Annotated in this window: 19 protein-coding genes, 3 pseudogenes and 1 riboswitch; of the genes and pseudogenes, 5 read left to right on the forward strand and 17 right to left on the reverse strand. The window is 54.6% G+C overall.

Annotation, left to right across the window (positions count from 1 at the left end; translation table 11 throughout):
* Positions 1 to 44: 44 nt before the first annotated feature.
* From B1A75_RS14180 to B1A75_RS14195, 3 genes and pseudogenes are all read right to left on the reverse strand, one after another.
* Positions 45 to 1,832: pseudogene (locus B1A75_RS14180) on the reverse strand (vitamin B12-dependent ribonucleotide reductase); the annotation flags it as partial.
* 401 nt (positions 1,833 to 2,233) lie between these two features.
* Positions 2,234 to 3,019, reverse strand: a pseudogene (locus B1A75_RS14190) (ribonucleotide reductase N-terminal alpha domain-containing protein); the annotation flags it as partial.
* A gap of 254 nt (positions 3,020 to 3,273) precedes the next feature.
* A complete protein-coding gene (locus B1A75_RS14195) occupies positions 3,274 to 4,110 on the reverse strand; it encodes a lipoate--protein ligase family protein (RefSeq protein ID WP_066230505.1) in 837 nt (278 codons plus the stop codon).
* Positions 4,111 to 4,319: 209 nt separating this feature from the next.
* On the opposite strand from B1A75_RS14195, the gene B1A75_RS14200 reads away from it, so the two are divergent.
* A complete protein-coding gene (locus B1A75_RS14200) occupies positions 4,320 to 4,694 on the forward strand; it encodes a rhodanese-like domain-containing protein (protein WP_068894988.1) in 375 nt (124 codons plus the stop codon).
* A 56-nt stretch (positions 4,695 to 4,750) separates the two neighbouring features.
* On the opposite strand, the gene B1A75_RS14205 is transcribed toward B1A75_RS14200, so the two are convergent.
* The 4 genes from B1A75_RS14205 to gcvT form a co-directional block, all read right to left on the reverse strand.
* Positions 4,751 to 5,938: an ROK family transcriptional regulator gene (locus tag B1A75_RS14205; RefSeq protein WP_079936392.1), complete on the reverse strand. Its 1,188-nt coding sequence runs from the start codon at positions 5,936 to 5,938 to the stop codon at positions 4,751 to 4,753.
* Between the two features lie 313 nt (positions 5,939 to 6,251).
* A complete protein-coding gene (gcvPB, locus tag B1A75_RS14210; RefSeq protein ID WP_074043523.1) occupies positions 6,252 to 7,724 on the reverse strand; it encodes an aminomethyl-transferring glycine dehydrogenase subunit GcvPB in 1,473 nt (490 codons plus the stop codon).
* Positions 7,717 to 9,063, reverse strand: a complete 1,347-nt coding sequence (gene gcvPA / locus B1A75_RS14215) for an aminomethyl-transferring glycine dehydrogenase subunit GcvPA (protein ID WP_074043492.1) — start codon at positions 9,061 to 9,063, stop codon at positions 7,717 to 7,719. Before gcvPA ends, gcvPB begins: the two co-directional genes overlap by 8 nt.
* 35 nt (positions 9,064 to 9,098) lie before the next feature.
* On the reverse strand, positions 9,099 to 10,193 hold the full coding sequence (gene gcvT, locus B1A75_RS14220) for a glycine cleavage system aminomethyltransferase GcvT (protein WP_074043493.1): 1,095 nt from the start codon (positions 10,191 to 10,193) through the stop codon (positions 9,099 to 9,101).
* A gap of 185 nt (positions 10,194 to 10,378) precedes the next feature.
* Positions 10,379 to 10,468: riboswitch (glycine riboswitch) on the reverse strand.
* Between the two features lie 219 nt (positions 10,469 to 10,687).
* Between gcvT and B1A75_RS14225 the strand changes: the two genes are divergently transcribed.
* Both B1A75_RS14225 and B1A75_RS14230 read left to right on the forward strand, forming a co-directional pair.
* Complete coding sequence (locus B1A75_RS14225; RefSeq protein WP_079936393.1) at positions 10,688 to 12,352, forward strand: DEAD/DEAH box helicase; 1,665 nt, start codon at positions 10,688 to 10,690, stop codon at positions 12,350 to 12,352.
* Positions 12,339 to 13,133 (forward strand): YqhG family protein, encoded by a 795-nt coding sequence (locus B1A75_RS14230; RefSeq protein WP_079936394.1) that lies wholly within the window; start codon positions 12,339 to 12,341, stop codon positions 13,131 to 13,133. The genes B1A75_RS14225 and B1A75_RS14230 overlap by 14 nt, the downstream gene beginning before the upstream one ends.
* A gap of 102 nt (positions 13,134 to 13,235) precedes the next feature.
* Here the strand turns inward: B1A75_RS14230 and B1A75_RS14235 are convergent, their stop codons facing one another.
* The 8 genes from B1A75_RS14235 to comGA all read right to left on the reverse strand — a co-directional run bounded on the left by B1A75_RS14235 (position 13,236) and on the right by comGA (position 17,670).
* On the reverse strand, positions 13,236 to 13,415 hold the full coding sequence (locus B1A75_RS14235; protein ID WP_011231910.1) for a YqzE family protein: 180 nt from the start codon (positions 13,413 to 13,415) through the stop codon (positions 13,236 to 13,238).
* Between the two features lie 45 nt (positions 13,416 to 13,460).
* Positions 13,461 to 13,850, reverse strand: a complete 390-nt coding sequence (gene comGG, locus B1A75_RS14240) for a competence type IV pilus minor pilin ComGG (RefSeq protein WP_079936395.1) — start codon at positions 13,848 to 13,850, stop codon at positions 13,461 to 13,463.
* 75 nt (positions 13,851 to 13,925) lie between these two features.
* The gene (comGF, locus tag B1A75_RS14245) at positions 13,926 to 14,372 is read right to left on the reverse strand and encodes a competence type IV pilus minor pilin ComGF (RefSeq protein WP_074043497.1); all 447 of its coding nucleotides are present in this window, start codon (positions 14,370 to 14,372) and stop codon (positions 13,926 to 13,928) included.
* Positions 14,351 to 14,677: a competence protein ComG gene (locus tag B1A75_RS14250; protein ID WP_074043498.1), complete on the reverse strand. Its 327-nt coding sequence runs from the start codon at positions 14,675 to 14,677 to the stop codon at positions 14,351 to 14,353. The genes comGF and B1A75_RS14250 overlap by 22 nt, the downstream gene beginning before the upstream one ends.
* The gene (gene comGD / locus B1A75_RS14255; RefSeq protein WP_074043524.1) at positions 14,661 to 15,098 is read right to left on the reverse strand and encodes a competence type IV pilus minor pilin ComGD; all 438 of its coding nucleotides are present in this window, start codon (positions 15,096 to 15,098) and stop codon (positions 14,661 to 14,663) included. Before comGD ends, B1A75_RS14250 begins: the two co-directional genes overlap by 17 nt.
* Positions 15,088 to 15,384, reverse strand: a complete 297-nt coding sequence (gene comGC, locus B1A75_RS14260) for a competence type IV pilus major pilin ComGC (RefSeq protein WP_015375395.1) — start codon at positions 15,382 to 15,384, stop codon at positions 15,088 to 15,090. Before comGC ends, comGD begins: the two co-directional genes overlap by 11 nt.
* Before the next feature lie 187 nt (positions 15,385 to 15,571).
* Positions 15,572 to 16,600 carry a competence type IV pilus assembly protein ComGB gene (gene comGB, locus B1A75_RS14265; protein ID WP_074043499.1) on the reverse strand — a complete coding sequence of 343 codons (1,029 nt, stop codon included), beginning with the start codon at positions 16,598 to 16,600 and terminating at the stop codon, positions 15,572 to 15,574.
* The gene (comGA, locus tag B1A75_RS14270; protein ID WP_074043500.1) at positions 16,597 to 17,670 is read right to left on the reverse strand and encodes a competence type IV pilus ATPase ComGA; all 1,074 of its coding nucleotides are present in this window, start codon (positions 17,668 to 17,670) and stop codon (positions 16,597 to 16,599) included. The genes comGB and comGA overlap by 4 nt, the downstream gene beginning before the upstream one ends.
* 191 nt (positions 17,671 to 17,861) lie before the next feature.
* On the opposite strand from comGA, the gene B1A75_RS14275 reads away from it, so the two are divergent.
* A complete protein-coding gene (locus B1A75_RS14275) occupies positions 17,862 to 18,560 on the forward strand; it encodes a helix-turn-helix transcriptional regulator (RefSeq protein ID WP_074043501.1) in 699 nt (232 codons plus the stop codon).
* A 158-nt stretch (positions 18,561 to 18,718) separates the two neighbouring features.
* Positions 18,719 to 18,961, forward strand: coding sequence for a DUF2626 family protein (locus tag B1A75_RS14280; RefSeq protein ID WP_008879854.1), 243 nt, complete (start codon positions 18,719 to 18,721; stop codon positions 18,959 to 18,961).
* 83 nt (positions 18,962 to 19,044) lie between these two features.
* On the opposite strand, the gene B1A75_RS14285 is transcribed toward B1A75_RS14280, so the two are convergent.
* Together B1A75_RS14285 and B1A75_RS14290 are read right to left on the reverse strand one after the other, a co-directional pair.
* The gene (locus B1A75_RS14285) at positions 19,045 to 20,178 is read right to left on the reverse strand and encodes a class I SAM-dependent methyltransferase (RefSeq protein ID WP_074043525.1); all 1,134 of its coding nucleotides are present in this window, start codon (positions 20,176 to 20,178) and stop codon (positions 19,045 to 19,047) included.
* Positions 20,179 to 20,629: 451 nt separating this feature from the next.
* Positions 20,630 to 20,809, reverse strand: a pseudogene (locus B1A75_RS14290) (IS66 family transposase); the annotation flags it as partial.

The following is a 20,809-nucleotide window of genomic DNA, read 5'->3' on the forward strand; positions in this document are numbered from 1 at the left end:
ACGGAAACCAGCGTTTCATCCATCCAAACCCATCCGTATCGCCATTACAGGCCGCACTTCAGCTGCGCGCCGCAGCTTGTGCACGTGTTGCAACCGCCGATCTCTTCGATCGTCCCTTCGCGGCAAATCGGGCAAATATTGCCGATTTCGGAACCGATTGTCACATCGGTGGCGCGCACATCTTGAATCGTATCAACGAGCACGACGGGGCGTTTCGTTTCTTTTTCTTCGAGTTCCTCCGGAAGCAATTCGAGCTGCTCCTCGATCTGATTCTCCTCAGCCTTTAACGTCAACACTTGCGCATCGCGGCTGCCGTCGACATAGACGGTTCCGCCTTTCGCACCGCAGCGCCATAAACGCTCGTACACTTTTTGCACTTGCTCGACGGTGTAGCCCTTTGGCGCGTTGACCGTTTTCGACAAGCTCGAGTCGACCCAGCGCTGAATGATGCACTGCACATCGGCGTGCGCTTCCGGCGGCAAGTCCATCGCCGTCACAAACCAAGGCGGCAAGTGGTTCGGGTCGGCTTCCGGGTGTTTGTCCAAATATTCTTGGACGATGTCCGCTTTCACTTCGATAAATTTGCCCAAGCGCCCGCTCCGGTAGTACGAGAACGAGAAGTACGGCTCAAGCCCGGTTGAGACGCCGACCATCGTTCCCGTCGATCCTGTCGGCGCCACCGTCAGCAAGTGCGAGTTGCGGATGCCGTATTTCAAAATATCTTGACGAATATCTTCCGGCATCCGTTTCATATAGCCGGTGTTGATGAACGCTTCACGCAGCTTGCGCGTCTCTTCCTCCGTTTCGCCGACAAGAAACGGGAAGCTGCCTTTTTCTTTCGCCAGCTCGATCGATGCCCGGTATGCGGTCGTGGCGATCGTGCGGAACAGCTCATCGACGAGCTGGTTTCCTTCCTCAGAGCCGTATGCTTTTTCGCAGTAAATGAGCAAGTCTGCAAGCCCCATGACGCCAAGGCCGATGCGGCGCTCGCCGAGCGCTTGTTTTTTGTTTTCCTCAAGGAAGTACGGCGTGGCGTCAATGACGTTGTCTTGCATCCGCACCCCGATTTCGACCGTGCGTTTCAGTTTTTCGTAGTCAATGACCTTCCGTTCTTTGTCCACCATGTTCGCCAAGTTAATGGCGGCCAGATTGCACACCGAATACGGTGCCAACGGTTGTTCCCCGCACGGGTTGGTCGCAACGACTTTTTGCCCGTACGCGCGGGCGTTCGTCATTTCGTTGGCGTTGTCGATGAAGAAAATGCCCGGCTCGGCCGAATACGTCGCGCAAATGTTGATCAGCTTCCACAGTTCGCGGGCGCGGATTTTCCGGTAGACGCGGACACGATAGCCCATTTTCTCCCATTCGCGTACATCGCCGACTTCATGCCATTTTTCGTTGTAAATGCGCATTTCCTCTTCGGAATAGGTTTCCACGTCCGGGAAGCGGAGCGCGTATTCTTCGTCCTTTTCGACCGCTTCCATGAACTCTTTCGTCAAGCAGACGGAAATGTTCGCACCGGTCAAAAAGTCTGGGTTGTGCACTGTATATGTACCGCCGGTGCGCAGTTTTTCTTCGGCGTCTTTGATGATTTCCTCAGTGAAACCGCCGTAGTCAGGCGCGTTCTTGTATCGGACGATCGCTTCGTACATCGCCCGCTCCCGCTCGGTGAGCGGCGTGAATTTCAGCTTGTCGCGCGCTGCTTTTTTGATGCCTTCGTCTTCCATATTTTCGAGCAGGTAGCGCAAAATGCGCGGGTTTTGCATTTTCGAGACGATGAATTCGATAATGTCCGGGTGCCAGTCGGCAAGCATAATCATTTGGGCGCCGCGCACATTGTTACTCACTCGCTTTCACGAGTGGGCTAGGTCATTTCTGCCTAGCTCTCCGCCTTTCGGTCGGAGATCAGACTATATCATCAGGGAAGAGAATGCTTCCCTGTCTCGCGCCTCGTAGCCCCGTCGCCGTAAGCTACGATTTACTCCTTCCATGGCCCTCTCCCCCCGAAACAACGTTCGTTATCCTCATTGTACCGAGGGCTGTAGGAAGTTTCAATAGTCGTTGAACCTTCATCTCCGTTTCCAGAGATGCTTGGCTGCTGGTTGCCCATTGTTGCATCCAACTTGTTTTCCAACCGTCACGTCTGCCGTCGCCGGCTGCGTTGTGGTCAAGTTGGCTTTAGGGTGTTCCAGCAATTCGCGAGATTTTACTCCCGCCGTCTGGCGCCTCATCAACGGGAGCCACCTTGCTCGACAAGGTGGGTCAGCTTCGCAATATCGTCAAGCCACGAGACCGACCCGGACGATTTGCCGTTCACCCCGCGCGCAAGCGTATGGCGCGGCCGCAATGTCGAGCCGTTCGTCCCAACGCCGCCGCCGCGGCTCATGATTTCCATCACCTGCTTCCGATGTTCGGAAATTCCTTCGCGCGAGTCTTTCACAAACGGCATCACATAGCAGTTGAAATACGTCACTTCCTTGCCCGAACCCGCCCCGTACAACACGCGGCCGGCCGGAACAAAATTCAAGCTGGCGAGCTCTTGATAAAACTTTTCGAACCACTCTTTCCGCTTTTCTTCCGTCTTTTCCACCGCCGCCAGCCCAGTCGCATTGCGCTTGGCGATTTGCTCATAGAAAATCTCGAGCGGCTTATCAATAATGTCGAGCGACCGAACCACAATGCCGGTCTCCGCCTCTTCCCCTTCGAGCACGTGCCGGTATTCGTCTTCAATCAACACGCGCGCCTTTTTCGCCTCCCAATCGATGTCGACGATAAACCCGAGCCCTCGTGCCGGGAATTTCGGATCCTCCTTGATCGTCAACACGACGAAGTCGCCCGGTGTGAGCGTCAGCTTCTCCGTATCTTTGAACGAATACCGGTCAAGCATGACCAAACGGGATACGCCTTTATGGGTGATGTGCATATCCGGCGTAATCGGATGCACTTGCGGAAATAGGCGGATATCCTCGTTCAGCTTGTCAATATTGATCTTCATTTTTTCGGATGACGCCACCGTCATTCTCCTATCTCTCCTCTTTTATATAATCTCTCATGTTTTTGGCAAAGTTGTCCTGTCTTCTCTACCTTACCATATCAAACAGAAAAAAACAATATATAGTATGATTTTTTATGAAAATCATACTATATATTGTTAAAGAGAACAAATGATTTCATTTTGTCAAGCAAAAAAAAACAAAACACGGCGAAAAGCGGAGAAAAACGGGGGAGTGCCGCCGTTTTTGCCGAAAAACGAACGATTTACCGCGTCGCTGTTCAGCGCTTGAAGTTCCATTCGTCGCTTTCGTATTTCGTCCGCGCCAGCTCTTCGACGTACGCCCGCTCTTCGGCGGTGAGCGTGTACGGTTCCAATACGATGTTCAATCCTTTTTCAAATCCTTTGTAAAACGCCTCTTTCGCTTCCTCGATCGTCACCGTGCGGCTAGTCAACTCATTGATCGCGACTGCCTTCTTTTTAAAATCGCGCTGCAGACGCTCTTTCACCCGCTCGTTTGGATATTTAAACAAGCTGAACAGCAGCTCTTCGTCCAGATCAAGCAAAATCGATCCGTGCTGCAAAATGACGCCTTTTTGCCGCGTTTGCGCGCTGCCGGCGATTTTCCGCCCCTCAACGACAAGCTCGTACCACGACGGCGCGTCAAAGCAAACGGCCGAGCGCGGGCTGCGCAAATCTGCCTTCTCTTCTTCCGTTTTCGGCACGGCAAAATACGCATCCAACCCAAGATAGCGGAACCCTTCCAAAATGCCTTGGGAAATGACGCGATACGCTTCCGTCACTGTCTGCGGCATTGCCGGGTGCGACTCGGAGACGATCACGCTGTATGTCAATTCTTTATCGTGCAGGACGCCGCGCCCGCCGGTCGGCCGACGGACAAAGCCGAGGCCGTGCCGTTTGACCGCCTCTAAATCAATTTCTTTCTCCACTTTTTGAAAATAACCAATCGACAACGTCGGCGGATTCCAGCCGTAAAAGCGGACCGTCGGCGGAATTTTGCCTTCGCTGTGCCAATCGAGAAGTGCTTCATCAAGCGCCATGTTAAACGACGGCGAGCCATCGCCGGAATCGATAAAGCGCCATACTTCTTTTGCCATCGTTCCACCTTCTCTATTGTTCCATACTCTAAACGCTGCGGCGGCTTGTCCACCACCGCCAAGGGGCGGGACGCTTTTGGCCGCCTTTATTAGTTTAGCAAACAACGCCGGTGAAGGAAAGAAAAATGGCATCGCGCAAACCTCTTTGCTTCCCGGCGGCGACTTTATATAATAGGAAATAGCAGACGAAGCGAAAGGAGGCATGACGGGTGGAAGTTTTGCTGATCATTGTCGGCGCGATCATCATTTATTCGGTGATCACATACATTTGGCAAAGACGAATTGTCAAATCGTTGACGGAAGAAGAATTCCGCGCCGGCTACCGAAAAGCGCAATTGGTCGACGTCCGCGAACCGGATGAGTTTGCGGCTGGACATATTTTAGGGGCTCGCAACATCCCGCTCACGCAGCTTCGCGTGCGCATGAAAGAATTGCGCAAAGACCAGCCGATCTATTTGTACTGCCAAAACGGACTGCGCAGCGGGCGGGCCGCGCAAATGCTCTACCGAAAAGGGTACCGCGACTTGTACCATTTAAAAGGCGGATTTAAAACATGGACCGGGAAAGTGAAGAAAAAAGCGTAGCCCGTTAACCAAAAAGGCGCTCTGCCCAAACAGGCAGGCGCCTCTTTTCGCATGCGCTAGACCGCCGCAAATTCCGGCGGCAGGACGACCGCCTCAAGCACCGAAGCAGCCGCACCGATGGCGCAGCTTTTCTCTTTCAGCTTGGAGGCGATGATGGACGGCTCGCTTTCTTTTTTGACGAGAATTCGCTTTCTCACTTCTTGGCGCGCCGGACCGATCACATACTCGCCCGCTTGGGCAAGCGGACCGCCGATGATGACTGCTTCTGGATTGTACGCATAAATCACCTGCAACAACCCAACGCCGAGATAGCGCCCCGTTTCCTCCAAAATGCGCGCCAGCTGTTCATCGCTTTCCGCCGCCAACGCCATCGCAGCGATGGAAAAGCGGTCATCGAGCCATTCGGAACGCCCTTCTTCAGCCAAACGGCGTTCAATGTATTTTTCCGACGCATACATTTCCCAGCAGCCGATGTTGCCGCAGCTGCAGCGAATGCCGTTGACATCGATCGTATGATGGCCGATTTCACCAGCTAGACCGCTGACACCCCGATAGAGCTGATGGTGAAGAACGACGCCGGCGCCAATGCCGATGCCGGCGCTGATGTAAACAAAGTGGGCGAACTCGTTGCCGGCGCCGAACCACTTTTCTCCAAGCGCCGCCAGTTTCGCCTCATTCTCGACAATGACAGGACGCTCAGGCCACCGTTGCCGCAAAACAGCCGCCAAGGCGACATCGTCCCAACGCAAGTTCGGGGCAAAAATGACCGTCCCGCTTTCAGTATGGACGACGCCCGGCACGCCGATGCCGATTCCCATCACGCCGTACGGCGTCGCCGGCGCCCGGCGGATGGCCGCCTCGATGAGCTCCATCATTTCGCCGATGATCGCCTCCTGCCCTTCGGACGGGCGGAACGAACGCCGTTGCTCCCAAAGAATGTCCGCGTTTAAATTGGTCAACACGGCATACAAATAGTTCACCCCCAGCTCAACGCCGACAAGCGAGCCGGCGTCGGCGTTGAAACGAAGCATGAGCGGCCGGCGCCCGCCGGTTGACTCGCCGATTCCGCTTTCATGGACGAAATGCTCGGCGATCAGTTCGTCAACAAGCGCGGAGACAGTGGCCTTGTTCAATCCGGTTGTCTTGGCGATATCGGCGCGTGAAATCGGATGCTGGTCGCGAATCAATTTTAAGACGAGCTGTTTATTCATTTTTTTTACAAGGGAAATATTTCCTGTCCGCACGTCTCTGTCATCCTTTTCATTTGATTGATCGAATGTGTCTTGCGAAAGGGCAGGGGCGCCTCGCTATTATGGCGGTTGCTGTATCCATCGATTCCTGCCGTGTTCGACTCTTGACCATCAGCTTTTTCGCCCAAGCCGTCGGGCGCCCGTGCACCGACTGTTAAGGCTAACTTCTCCATATGGACACATGCTTTTTCTTTCTTGATCTTAGTTTATATAATAAACTAATTCGACATTTCTGTCAATGACTCATCCGTCGTACAAAGAAACGGCCCGCTCCGTTAGGGAGCGAGCGCTCATCAATGCTCAAACGTCAGTTATTGCTATGTTTCGGTTTTTGGTAGCGCAAAATCGGCTTGCGCGCTGCGGTCGTTTCATCAAGTCGCTTCACAACGGTCGTATGCGGCGCTTCTTGAACGATTTCCGGATTTTCCTCCGCCTCTTTGGCGATTTGGATCATGGCGTCAATAAACGCGTCGAGCGTCTCTTTCGACTCCGTCTCCGTCGGCTCGATCATCATGCATTCTTCGACGATGAGCGGGAAGTAAATCGTCGGCGGATGGAACCCGAAATCAAGCAGCCGCTTGGCGATGTCGAGCGTTCTGACGCCAAGCTTCTTTTGCCGGCGGCCGGAGAGAACGAACTCGTGCTTGCAATGGCGGTCATACGGCAAATCGTAATACTCAGCAAGCCGGCGCATCATATAGTTGGCGTTTAACACCGCATATTCGCTCACCGCTTTTAAGCCGTCCGGCCCCATCGAGCGGATGTACGTGTACGCCCGGACGTTGATGCCGAAATTGCCGTAAAACGGCTTGACGCGGCCGATCGATTGCGGACGGTCATCATCAAGGTAATAACCGTTTTCCCCTTTTTCGATGACCGGCTTCGGCAAAAACGGAATGAGGTCGGCTTTCACCCCGACCGGGCCGGAGCCTGGGCCTCCGCCGCCGTGCGGGCCGGTGAACGTTTTGTGCAAGTTCAAATGGACGACGTCAAAACCCATGTCGCCCGGGCGCGCCTTGCCAAGAATCGCGTTGAAATTCGCGCCGTCATAATACAGCTTGCCGCCGGCTTTGTGGACGATTTCGGCCATTTCGACAATATGCTCTTCAAACAGCCCGAGTGTGTTCGGGTTCGTAAGCATAAGCGCTGCTGTATCCGGACCGACGACGCGTTTTAAGTCATCCAAATCGACAAGCCCGTCAGCCGTTGAGCGGACAGTAACCGTCTCAAAACCCGCGACCGTTGCCGACGCCGGGTTCGTGCCGTGCGCTGAATCCGGGACGATCACTTTCGTCCGGTTGAAGTCGCCGTTTGCTTCATGGTAAGCGCGGATCATCATCAGCCCCGTCCATTCGCCGTGGGCGCCGGCCGCCGGTTGCAAGGTGACCGCATCCATGCCCGTGATTTCTTTTAAGTGCTCCTGCAAATCGTACATGAGTTCAAGCGCCCCTTGGACCGTTTTCTCTGGCTGAAGCGGATGAATGTAGGCAAACCCGGCGAGGCGGGCGACGTTCTCATTGATTTTCGGATTGTATTTCATCGTGCACGACCCAAGCGGGTAAAACCCGGAATCAACGCCGTGGTTTCGTTTCGACAGCGCCGTATAATGGCGCATTAAGTCAAGCTCCGATACTTCCGGCAGCTCCGGCTCCTCTGTGCGCAAGTAATCGTCTGGAATGAGTTCGCTGACATCAACAGACGGAACATCAAGCGCCGGCAGGCTGTAGGCGATGCGCCCCGGCTTGCTTCGTTCGAAAATAAGCGGTTGATCGTTACGCATGGCCATCCCCCAATTCATTGACAAACCGATCGATTTCTTCTTTTGTCCGCAGTTCGGTGACAGCAACAAGCATATGACCGGCAAGCTCCGGATAGTCAGCCCCAAGGTCATAGCCGCCGATGATCCCTTTTTCGAGCAGGCGATCGTTCACATCAGAAACCGGCCGTCCGAGCCGGATGACGAACTCGTTGAAAAACGGACCGGCAAACGGCGACGACAGTCCGCGCTTTTCAAGTTCCACCTTCGCATAATGCGCTTTTTGAATATTCATCGCCGCCATTTCTTTCACGCCCCGCTTGCCAAGCGCCGACAGCGCAACGGAAGCGGCCAAGGCGTTTAACGCTTGGTTGGAGCAAATGTTGGATGTCGCCTTATCGCGGCGGATGTGCTGTTCGCGCGCTTGAAGCGTCAAGACAAACCCGCGGCGCCCGTCCTCATCGGTCGTCTGCCCGACAAGACGGCCTGGAATTTTGCGCATGAGCGGCGCTTTGACAGCGAAATAGCCGCAATGCGGGCCGCCAAACTGCGTCGGAATGCCAAATGGCTGCATGTCGCCGACCACAATGTCGGCGCCAAACGCCCCGGGTGGAGTCAGCACGCCAAGCGCCAATGGGTTGCTGGCGACGACAAACAAGCTTTTCTTTTCATGCGCAAGCGGCGCGATCGCTTTCAGCGGCTCGATTTGACCAAAAAAGTTCGGGTATTGGACGACAACGCACGCCACATCATCCCCCATTTCCGCATCAAGCGCCTTAAGATCGGTGACGCCGCCGTCATACGGAATTTCTTTCACTTCGAGCTTCTGTCCTTTGGCGTACGTGCGCACGACTTCCCGATATTGCGGATGAACGGCGGTCGAGATGAGCACTTTCTTCCGCTTCGTATGCGCGGCGCTAAGGAGCACCGCTTCGGCCAGCGCCGTGCCGCCGTCGTACATCGACGAGTTGGCGACATCCATGCCGGTCAGTTCGCACACCATCGTCTGAAACTCAAAAATCGCCTGCAGCTCGCCTTGGGAAATTTCCGGTTGATACGGCGTATATGCCGTATAAAATTCAGAGCGCGACAAGACATGATCCACAACCGCTGGAATGTAATGGTCGTACACCCCGGCTCCTAAAAAGGAAACGTATTGTTTTACGTTGGCGTTTTTTTCCGCTAAGGCCGCAAGCTCTTTCCACAGCTCCGGCTCCGATTTGGCCGGTTTCACCTTCAGCTCGCCGCGGAAGCGGACTTGTTCTGGAATATCGGCAAACAAGTCGTCAATCGAGGCGACGCCGATCGTCTTCAACATCTCCTGTTTATCTTCTTCCGTCATCGGCAAATAACGATGGAGCACAGCGCTTTTCCCCTTTCCTTGTCGCTTTGGAATCGTCACTTGGCCCGCTTGTAAAACGGAATCGGCACGATGTTCGCTTTCAGCCGTTTGCCGCGGATGTCCACCTCCACCTCCCGGCCGATGGCGGCCACATCCGCTTCCACCAAGGCCAAGCCGATGTTTTTCTTCAGCGTCGGCGACTGTGTGCCGGTCGTGACGAAACCGACCTCTTCGCCGTCGGCAAATACAAGGTATCCGTGGCGCGGAATGCCTCTGTCGATCATTTCGATGCCGACGAGCCGGCGCGGCGGCCCCTCCTCTTTTTGCCGTTTCAACACAGCTTGGCCGATAAACGACGGCTCTTTTTCCGTTTTGACGGCAAAACCGAGTCCGGCTTCAACCGGTGAAATCGAGTCGGACAGCTCTTGGCCGTAAAGCGGCAGACACGCTTCAAAGCGGAGCGTATCGCGCGCCCCCAACCCGCATGGGAGGACGCCGTCACGAGCTCCGGCCGCGATGATGGCATCCCATAGCGCAACGGCATCTTTTGCTTGGCAATATAGTTCAAACCCGTCTTCGCCCGTGTAGCCGGTACGCGAAACGAGCGCCTTCACGCCCGAGACTTCGACGCCGTCGGCGAACGAAAACGGGCGCAACGCCGCCAAATCAAAATCCGTCAATCGCTGCAAAACGCGCTCTGCCGCCGGTCCTTGCAAGGCAAGCTGAGCCGTTTCGGCCGATACATCCTTGAGCTCGACGTCGCCCTCAACATGCTCGCTTAGCCAGGCGAAGTCTTTTTCCGTATTCGCGGCGTTGACGACAAGCAAATAGTCGTCGTCCGCTTTTTGATAAATGAGCAAATCATCGACTGTGCCGCCGTCCTCATAGCACATGAGCGTATATTGCGCCCGGCCGGGCCGCAGTTTGGCGACGTCATTGGTCATTAGTTTTTGCAAAAACGCAAGACTCCCGCGGCCGCGGACGACAATTTCCCCCATATGGGAGACGTCAAACAGCCCGGCGCGCGTTCTTACGGCCTCATGTTCTTCCTTGATGCTGGAAAACTGCACCGGCATCTCCCAGCCGCCAAATTCAATCGTTTTGGCGCCGCAACGGGCGTACACCGAGAATAGGGGCGTGCGCTTTAGCATCTGATTCCCTCCTTTGATCCACATCACACAAAAAAGGACAGACTCCCCCTATCAACAAGTAAGGGGGCTCTGTCCTGGCACCTGAAAGTTTCCCGCCGGCCGTTTGGCGCGTCCGTTCGCGGTCCGTGGGGCCGATCGGTTTCCTCTTGGGTGGCCTGCGTGAACGCAGGCGCTCTCCAGAGCTGCGTCAAGCAAGAGTCTTTTTGCCTGAGAGATTCGCGTTTTCCGCTTGCTCCTTCGGCGCTACATTCCGTAGTCTCTCCCCTTGCCGTCATCCGCCCATCGATAAATTGTTTTCAAAACGGGCATACTAACAAACGCCCTCATCAATGAGTCATGCGAATGTTCTAAATTTATACTACCATCAACTGCAGCCAAAGGGCAATAGGAAATAATCGAACTTTCATGGTAATTAGTCATAATAATGTTCTTGTTTTACCCAACATACCAAATGTAATCTATATAAACATTCGCAACAAGGGAAGGGGATCGCCATGAACATTGACCTTGAAATGGATGAAACATGGAAGGAGGAATTTTTGGCACGCGTCGAAAAAGACGGTCCGTGGGCGAGCTGGGAAATGTACGAACTGGCGCTTGAGGCCGCCCATCATTTAAGCGTCCCAGAATTTAATGGCTTGCAGGCGCCGAAACATTTGCCCCACTTGACGATCCTTCCGCACCAGATTGAAGTGGCGCGCCGCGTCGTCGAGGAGATGAACGGCAAAGCCATTTTGGCGGATGAAGTCGGGCTTGGAAAAACGATCGAGGCCGGGCTCGTCTTAAAAGAATATATGATTCGCGGCCTTGTGAAAAAAGCGCTCATTCTCGTTCCCGCCTCCCTTGTTTCGCAATGGGTGAGAGAGTTGAACGAAAAATTTTTCATCCCGGCCGTCCAGCAGAAAAAGAGCTACGTCTGGGAGCAGTGCGATATCGTCGTTTCATCGATCGACACGGCGAAAAAACCGCCGCACCGTGACATCATCTACGGGCAGTCGTACGACATGATCATCATCGACGAGGCGCACAAACTGAAAAATAACAAAACGAAAAACTACGAGTTTGTGCAAAATTTAAAAAAGAAGTTTTGTTTGCTACTGACGGCGACGCCGATCCAAAACCGGATCGAAGAAATTTTCAACCTCGTCTCGCTGTTGAAACCCGGCCATTTAGGCAGCGCGGAACAGTTTGCCAAAACGTACGGAAAAACGCGGGCCATACAGACGAACGACCATTTAAAAGCGCTCGTCAACAAAGTGATGATCCGCAACCGCCGCGCCGACACGCCGATCGAATGGGCGAAGCGCCACGTTGAACCGGTGCTGATCGAGTTTACGAATGAGGAACGGGAACTGTATGAAGCGGTCAAGGCGCTCCGCCGCGAATCGTTCGCCGGCTCGTTTTCGCTCATCACGCTTCTTCGCGAGGCGTGCAGCAGCCGCGAGGCGCTGTTTCTCACGATCAAAAACATGATCGACAAATGCGACGGGGCGGTTCCAGAGCCGCTTGAGCGCGTATTGGAAAAAATCAACGCCGTCACGACGAACTCGAAGGCGGAAAAAGCGCTCGAGCTCATCCGTTCCATTAATGACAAAGTCATTATTTTCACGGAATACCGGGCGACGCAGTTTTATTTGCAATGGTTTTTAAAGCAGCACGGCATCTCGTCCGTTCCGTTTCGCGGCGGCTTCCGGCGCGGCAAAAAAGACTGGATGCAGGAACTGTTTAAACACCACGCCCAAGTGTTCATCGCCACCGAGGCGGGCGGCGAGGGCATCAACTTGCAGTTTTGCCGCTATGTCATCAACTACGACTTGCCGTGGAACCCGATGCGCCTTGAGCAGCGGATCGGCCGCGTCCACCGGCTCGGGCAGACCGATGACGTCTACATTTATAACTTCGCTGTCAAACAGACGGTCGAAGAACATATTTTAACGCTTCTGTACGAAAAAATCCGCCTGTTTGAACGGGTCGTCGGCGAGCTGGACGACATTTTGGCGAAAATGAACCTCGCCAACCTGGAGCGCTACTTCGAAGACGCCTTCGTTCATTCACGGAGCGAAGGGGAGATGAAAATCAAAATGGAAAACATCGTCGCGATGATCGAGCTGGCGGAGCAGCTCGGAAAGGAAGGAGGAGAGCGGCATGCAACAACATGAAATCCGCCGCTTTGTCGAACGCTATTTTGCGGCCAACGGCTGCACGTTTGTGGAAGCAAGCGACGATTACCTCACCGTGCAACTGACGGCAGAAATGGACAAAGAGCTGATGAACCGGCCGTTTTACTGGCATTATATCGAACGGACAGGCGGCGTCCCGCAGCCGATGCAACTGACGCTCATCACCCGCGCGAGCGAACGGACGGACAAACTCAAAGGCGAGCGCCTCCATTTCGGCGCTCCCCGGCTGCACCAGCTGTTCCGCTCAGCGCAAAAACGCGGCAGCTTCATCCGCCTGTATGAGGAGCCAAGCGCGCCTTTGGACGGCAACGCCGCCCTCCATCCATGGCTCGGCATGAACGTCACGATTTCGTACGAATGCGACCGAAAAAAAGATGAAATCGTCTCCCTTGGCCTTCACCTCATTAGCGGAACGATCATCGAGTCGTTTCATGAGCGGATGCGCGAGCGACGGCTGACGCCGAAAATCCCTGATTACTGTTTCACCATATCCCCGCTCATTAAACCGAGAAGCGGCATCGGCCGTCTCGAGCAATACATACGCAGCCGCATCGCCGCCGACAACCACGCGTGGGCGGATGAGGCGCGCCGACGCTGGGCCGACGATTTGGCGTTGCTTGATGAATTTTACAAAGACTGCGAAGAAAAGCCGGAGTGCTATTATATTGAGAAGGAAGCGTTGGAAAAGCAGTACAAGCCGCGCATCACCGTTTCCGTCATCAACGGCGGACTGTTTTATTTGCTGCCCCGCTCATCGTGAATCAACCCCGGGATCGGCCCATCCGGCTCGGAGCGCTCAAACCGACGAACTCCCTTCCGTCGGCACGAAAACCGCCCGCCGGCCTAGGCCAGCGGGCGGCTGCTACGGGCGGCGCCGAAACAGCAAGCGAAGCGAAAGCGGCACCATGCCAAACAAGCGGTATGAAAGCGGAAGCTGCTCTTGTTTCCGCACCTGACGCCGCTGCCTCCGCTCCTCTTTCGGCAAGTCCATGTAGGCGACAAACTGTTGGGTGACAAACTTGACATAATCGTTGACCGCCATCAAATCCCCCCTTTTTTCTTTTAGTTTTTCCGCTTCTTTCCTCTTTTAATCGTTTTGCTCGCTCCATTCGACAATATGAAGCGCCGGAAGCGTGACAGTAAACATGACAGCGCGCCTCAGCCCAGAGGCCGAACGGATGGACAAAGAAACCCGAACGTGCGCTGCATCTTCCCGCACCCACCGGTAGGCGGCCCTTCCGCGCGGATAGGTCCATTCCCCAGCCTCTCCCGCGGTCGACGGATCGGCTGATGCGATGCGTTCTTTTACGTCAAACACGGCCATCTGCACAAGCTCGTCCGCCTCGGCTGCCTGCCGGGCCGCATAAGCCGCCTGTCGTTCCGCTTCATAGAGGAGCAAGACATGCGTGACAGAAAAGACAAGCAACAAAGAAACGACAGCCACAATCGGAAAAATAACGCCATCTTGTCGACCCATTTCTCCTTCCCCTCGTTTTTCCAGTCTAAAAGGGGGAAGCGGCGGTCAAGGGGGTCTCACCGTACAAGCCGCCCGCTAAAACGCCCGCGCCACAAACGCCTCGCAAACGGTGCCGTCATCAGCCGTCACTTGCAAAAATATCCCGCGGGCGCCGGCGCGGTACGAAACAGCGCGCACATGACGGAGCGCCGTTTCATTGCCAGCGCCGTCCACCTGGCGGATCAGTTCGGCTCTTGACGCAACAACAGAAAAACTGACCGTCTCACCGCTCCATTTTTGCAAATAGAGGACATGGTCGCCTGCCGACCACTGCCTCGTTTCATTCAGCTCGATTTGCAGCTGTTGCAAAAACAGCCGCCATTCCAATCGGGAAAACGCGTCCGTCGGCTCCGGAGCCAGCAAGCGGACGGACAACAGCGCCGGAACGGCCGCCGCCACCGCCATCGCAGCCGCCAGCGCCAACAGCGCTTCGATCATCGTAAACCCGTTTTCTTTTGCCGCTACCGCTTGCCATACCCGCACCGCTCCATCTCGCGGCCGGCGTAATCGTTCCAACGCACGCATACTTTCCACATTCGTCCCCCTTCATCGCTCGCTTGCAGTCGAAATACCGTGCGCCCGTCGGCGATCATGGTTTCTCCGGCAAGCGGCTCCTCATACAACGCGATGGCCAACAGCCGGCGCGCTTTCTCCTCGAGAACGAGGCTGTTGCGCTCATGCGCCATTTGCATCAACAGTGGAAGAAGAACGGCCGCTGTCGTCCATAGCAGCGCCAAAGCGAACAATGCTTCAACGAGCAAAAATCCGCCGCTACATTTTTTGTACATAAAATCGCCCTTTCCCCAGCAAAAAGGTGACTTTATAAGTCATTTGGCCGCCCCGTATCCAAATGGTTCCAGCCCGTTCAATGTTGCCGTTGTCGGTAAAGATGAGCGGATTGCGCAGCGTGCCGAGCTGAAACCGCCACGGAGAAGGGAGCGAACGAGCGACAACCTGCCGGCCGCTCGATGCATCAATCGCCTTGTACCCAGCGCCGCCGTCGGTAAAAAAAACCGCTACATTCACCCGCCGGGCGATGGCATGCTGCTGCGCGCCATACAAATCCGCACGCAGCACAGCCAGCATATACGCCTCCTCCTGATGGCGCACAGCGCCGCCAAGCATCGGAACAGCCAGCGCGGCAAGCACCAGCACCACCGAGAAAACGATCAGCATCTCAAGCAGCGTAAACCCGCCGTTACGAGCCACTTTCACTCACATCGCCGTTCGTGCTGATTTGGATCGCATGACCGTTCGGGCATTTATCCGATTTAATATAGCGGCCAGCGAGCAATTCCTGCACCGTCGGAATTTTGTTATGCTCCATCTCATACGCTTTCACCTGCGCTTGCACGGTGTTCAAAAACGCCTCGCATCCTTTCGAATTGATCATGCTGTTGTGCTTTGTAATATTTGGAATTGCAATCAGCAGCAGAACAGAAATCACCATCATCACGATCAACATTTCGATCAATGTGAATCCTTTTTGATTCATTGTCACTCCTCCTCGCATACGAAATTTCAGAAAGAGCGCCTAAGTTCGATTTGTTTCTTGAGCATCAAATCTGTTCATAGATTGGGCCTTGGGAAGAGGGGCGCGCCCCTCTCTCAAGGAGCCAACACATCAAGAATGGCCATCTTGTTCCTGCAGAGCCGTCCCATCCTTGTTATACAGAAGAGATTTACAGTTCATTCAACATCGAAAACATCGGCAGCAAAATCGCCAAATACATGCCGACGACAAACGCGCCAACGACCGCCAACAAAAGCGGCTGCATTCGTTTTAAGACCGACTCGATTCGTTGTTCCATCACCTGCAGCAAAAACTCGCTGTAATGTTCAAGTTCTTTGCCAAGTTCGCCGTTCGACTGGCCGTGGCGGATGACAAGCGCCAGCTCTTGTTCGTAATAGCGGGCGGCGCCGATTAATCCGTCAAGCGTCATCCCTTTCATCAACCCGTCGCGAAGGCGCCGGCCTTCCATTTGCAAAAACGGCCAGGACGACGGCTCGCTGAACACGCCGAGCGCATCATAAACCGACAATCCGGCCTGCAGCAGGCGCCCGAGCTGGCGGGCGGTCAGGCAGGTGAGGAACAGTCTCAGAAACGAAGCAAGCCCTGGAATTCGCAAAACGAATTGAAGTTTTCGGGAGACCGGCCAACGGCGGAAACAAGCAGCGTAAAACAGCCCGGAGAACACCGCCAAGACGGCGATGGCCGCCATCGCCATAGGGGCATGGGCGATCACCGCAAGCAGCCAAGCGGTGTGCCCGCGTTGTGGGGAAAACGCCGCCGCCGCCCGTTCAAACTGCGGCAGCAGCCACCATTCCATCAAGACGAGCATGATGATGAGCAAAGAAAGAAGGAACAGCGGATAGCGGCTGAAGCGGCGCAGCTGCTCGTGGAAGCGCGCTTTTTGCGCCAGCGCTTCCCCTGTCTCTGCCATGCCGCGCGGTAAATCGCCATGCCGTTCGGCAAAAAAGAGAAGGTTAACCGCCATGCGGTCGACCGACAGCGCTTCGACAGCCGCAAACAGCGGCAGCCCGGCGCGCAGCTGCTGCAGACAGCGTTCCACTTCCAGCCGGCGGTGTGTTGGAGCCTGGATGGCCAAAAACTCAAGCGCTTGCCCAAGGGGGTAACCGCGCTCGAGCAACCGGCCGAGCCGGGTGAAAAACAACGCCTGTTCAGCGAGCGGCCACATTTTGCGTTTCATCTTTCTCCCCCTCCGACGAGCTCAAGCATGCGGACGGGCAGGTAGCCGAGCGCAATCCCCTTGCGGATCAAGCGAGCCAGCGTCATATAAGAGCGCTTTGGCTTCCCTCTCCCATTGGAGAGGGAACGAATAACGTCCTCCAGCGCTGAACCGCAAAGCAACTCATAAACAGCCGTGCGCCGGCGTCGCCCAAGACGGCCGCACGATGGATGGCAATCGTCGCCGCACAGCGGGCAGCAAAGCTCGACAAGCCGCTGGGCAGAGACGGCAAGCAGCGTCTCGGCCAAATCGCCGAGCGGAATGCCGAATTCATGCAGCCGGTAGACGGCGCCGACTGCATCGGCGGCGTGCATGGTCGAGACGACCAAATGGCCGCTCAACGCTGAACGGATGGCAATGGCCGCCGTGTCATGATCGCGGATCTCGCCGACCATCAACACATCCGGGTCATGGCGCAACGCCGCTTTTAACCCGGCGGCGTACGTGATGCCTGCTTTTTCATTGATTTGCACTTGCAACAATCGTTCGTTCTGTTTTTCGATCGGATCTTCAAGCGTGATGATGTTGCGTTGCCTTTCAGCTTGGCAAAGATCAAGAAGGGTGTACAGGGTCGTCGTTTTTCCCGACCCCGTCGGGCCGGTCAACAGCACGAGCCCTTGCGGATGCTGCATGAAGGAAAATAATCGTGCGGTGGAGCGGAAGAATAAGGATAGTTCGCGAAGCGGCAGCGAGAGGCGCTGCGGCAGAAGGCGAATGACGAGGCTTTCATCGTAGAGCGTCGGCAATGTCGATAAACGCAAATACACCGTTTCCCCAAACTCAGCCACTTCCATGGCGCCGCTTTGCGGACGGCGTCGTTCCCCGATGTCCATGCCGGCTAAAAATTTAAAGTGGGCGATGAGACGTTCCGCCGTTTCTTTCGGAAGCACGCCAACGTCGACAAGCATGCCATCAAGCCGAAGACGAACGGCGGCATCGCGGCGGCGCGGAACGAGGTGAAGATCCGAGGCGCGGCGCTGCACCGCTTCGGCGAGAAGGCGGTTTGCCGTTTGTTCGATCTCGTTCAGCACATATTCCCTCCTTTCGACAGACTGCTTTGTATTTCGACGAGCATGAGTCGTTATCCTGCTTTTGGCGCAGCTTTTTGTGAAATTTTTTTGAATGTCAGTCCACTCACTGCCAATAGTGACAAAAATCATTCCTGGCTTTGAACGATTTCATTATAATAACCATATCAATGATTCATTTAGGAGGGAAAACAATGGAACAAACACTGAAAATCACAAGCGTATTGTCTGACCCGACTAGATTTCATATTTATGAATACATGGCAAAAGTGCATCGCGAAGTTTCTGTTCAAGAAATCGCAGAAAAATTCCATATCCATCCAAACGTTGCCCGCTTGCACTTAACGAAGCTTGAAGACGTTCGCATGGTCGTATCGGATACGCAAAAAACGGGAAAAGGCGGACGGCCGAGCCGGCTGTACCGCCTGTCCGACGAAGTGATCGGGCTGTATTTTCCGTTCCGCGATTATCAACTCCTCGCCCGCATCGCCATTCAAACGATGGCCAAACTCGGTCCCATTGGAAGCGAGGCGTTGCGTGAAACAGGAAAGCGGTTCGGCCGTGAGCTCATCGCCAGCCGTTTGCCGCATAACGGCACAGCGAGCGCGCTCACCATGGCGGACAAAATCGCCATAATGGAAGAGGCGGCCGAAGCGGCTGGATTTTTGCCGCAATTGCACTATGATGAAGAAAAAGGAGTGCTATACCTCGATATTTTCAACTGCCCGTTCAAAGAAATCGCCGCGCAAGCACCTGATACCGTTTGCGGCATGCACCACGCCTTTTTGGAGGGAATGGTCGAGACGCTGTTTGCCGGTGCTGAAGTAACGGAAACGGAAAATATGATGGAAGGCAGCCACCGCTGCGCCTACCGCATCGTCATCCGTCCGTGACAGCGTCCCTCCTTCCTTCTTTTTTGTCTGGAGCAAGCAACGGCCGGCATTGGCATCATTTCTTACCACTTGTCCGAAAGCGTTATTTACATTCCCAATCATTGTACATTATAATAAGTAAGGACCAATGGTTTGCACAAACAAAGGAGGGATACATAATGGACCGCATGTTCCGCGTGCTCGCCTTTTGGACCGGCATTTTTGCTGTCATGTTTTACCTTGGCCATATGCATACGACGTCGCTCATCTTCTTTGGCCAAACGGTGTTTTTCCTGTTCCTCGGCTTTTTAAAGCTGACCGAGAGAATGTACATTTACATTTTCGGGGCGTATTTGACGATTTTCTTCGCGGCGTTTACGTATTGGACAACTTTTATGATGGTGCCCGGCATGGGTGAATAAAAAACAGGCAGAACCTCCTGCCTGTTTTTTTGTCGCTTTGACCGGAACCCCTTTTCTCCATTGCAGATAGGCGAAGGAAGCAGTTAATCGACCGGCAAAAACTCGGGCGCTGGCCAAAAGTCTCGCGCGGGGAGACTCATTCCTTTCTGCAAAATAAGCACGTCAAAAAAGCGGCTGACGCCATCGTCGGCGATCAGCGCGCGGATCATTCGGTTTTGGCGGTTTGCCGGCGAAAAGAAATCGCCGCCTTCTGAAACGTTCCATTCGTGCAAAAGGCCGGCCGCGAGCAAAAACCGATCTTGGCGAACGAACGCCACTTCCTCCCACCCGGCCTGACGGGCGTACAAGCGAAGCGCATCCCATTGTACATGGCTCGTCAAGTCCATCTCCCCCGGATGGCGAAGCGGGTCGGCAACAAGCTGATGGCGGAAATATCCGCGCAAGCTTCCATGCCGCCGCGCCGGGGCGCGCAACTGTTCGTCCGTATAGCCATAGTCGATCGTCACCATCACCGCCTGATGAAACAGCGGCCCAACATCGAGCCAAAACGCCTTCATCGCGAGAGGCACCTCAAGCCTTTGCCCTTCAGCAAGATCCAATCCGCGCTCATTTAAATAGCGGACAATAGCGGGACGGCAAAGCGGCGCCTTTTCTTCAACGAGCCGGCCATCGCGAGCGGCGACAAAACATTCGTGCAAAACGCCGCCTTCCTTTACAATGACGTGAACGGGAAACGCATCAAAAAATTCGTTGCTAAACACAATGCCGGAAAACGGCCCACGCTCGGCCAACCAGCGAGAGACATCGTCATATTGCTCCACCTTCTCGGCGACGGGTTGAAGCGTTTCGCGCTGGCGCCGGCGGTGGAACGGGCTTTGGTCGATGATCGTATACGACAAGCGGTCGTATGTATGCGGACTTTTTTCCTTCCATTCTTCCAATACCGAAAGCGCCAATCTTCCGTCTCCGCCCCCCCACTCGCAAACAGCCGGCGGCAGGCCGCTGTGTTCCACCATCCGAACCCAAAGCGAAGCAAGCGCTTTGCCAAACACCGGCGCGAATGAGCTGTTCGTAAAAAAATCGCCTTCCTTGCCGATTTTCGCCCGCTCTCGCATATAGTAGCCGAATCGTTCGTCGTAAAGAGCCATCTGCATGTAATCGGCGTACGACACCCGCCCGCCCGGCGCCGCGGCAATCTGTTCGTACAATCGATCCATCACCATTTTTCTACCTCGTTTTTATTATTTCCCGACAGAAGGCTCCCACTTCCATTTTGTGCAGGGCGCAACCCAAAAACTAAGTGGGAGATGAATGTCGGGATGTCTAGCCTAAATCGTTGAATCCCCCCGAACAAACGTGCTATCCTGTTCTTGTACGTTGTTCTGTGAAAACTGAAGATAGGGGGTTGTGACAGGAAATTTGTCTGTCACGTAAAATCTTCAACGTTCGATCCCCCCACGCTCACCAAAAGGCGATAACCAAGCGGAAGCAGGTAGTGTGGCTTGTTCAACGTATAAGAGTTGGAACGACGGGCAGCGCCTGCTAAAAAACTGGTGAATACACTGGTGTTCGCAGGAATCTCCACCTTCAAATGTATCTATTCAGCCCAGTACTAGCGAGATTTTCAGAATCCAGCACCAATAGGGCATTCCCAGTATCGAAAATGCCCTAGGAGGAATGGAGAATCGTTTGAAGAGGCTCTCCGCTTAGAAGTCTTTGCAACGATTCCCACACCGGCTTTCCGTGTTTTTGCAGGGTGGAAACGACGCTGCGGATGACACAGAAAGCCTCGGCATCGTCTTCCTGACGAAACGTTCCAGAGATTTTTTGTTTGACTTTMACCATCCG

This window comes from Geobacillus sp. LEMMY01, from assembly GCF_002042905.1.
In the GTDB taxonomy this organism is placed as follows: domain Bacteria; phylum Bacillota; class Bacilli; order Bacillales; family Anoxybacillaceae; genus Geobacillus; species Geobacillus proteiniphilus.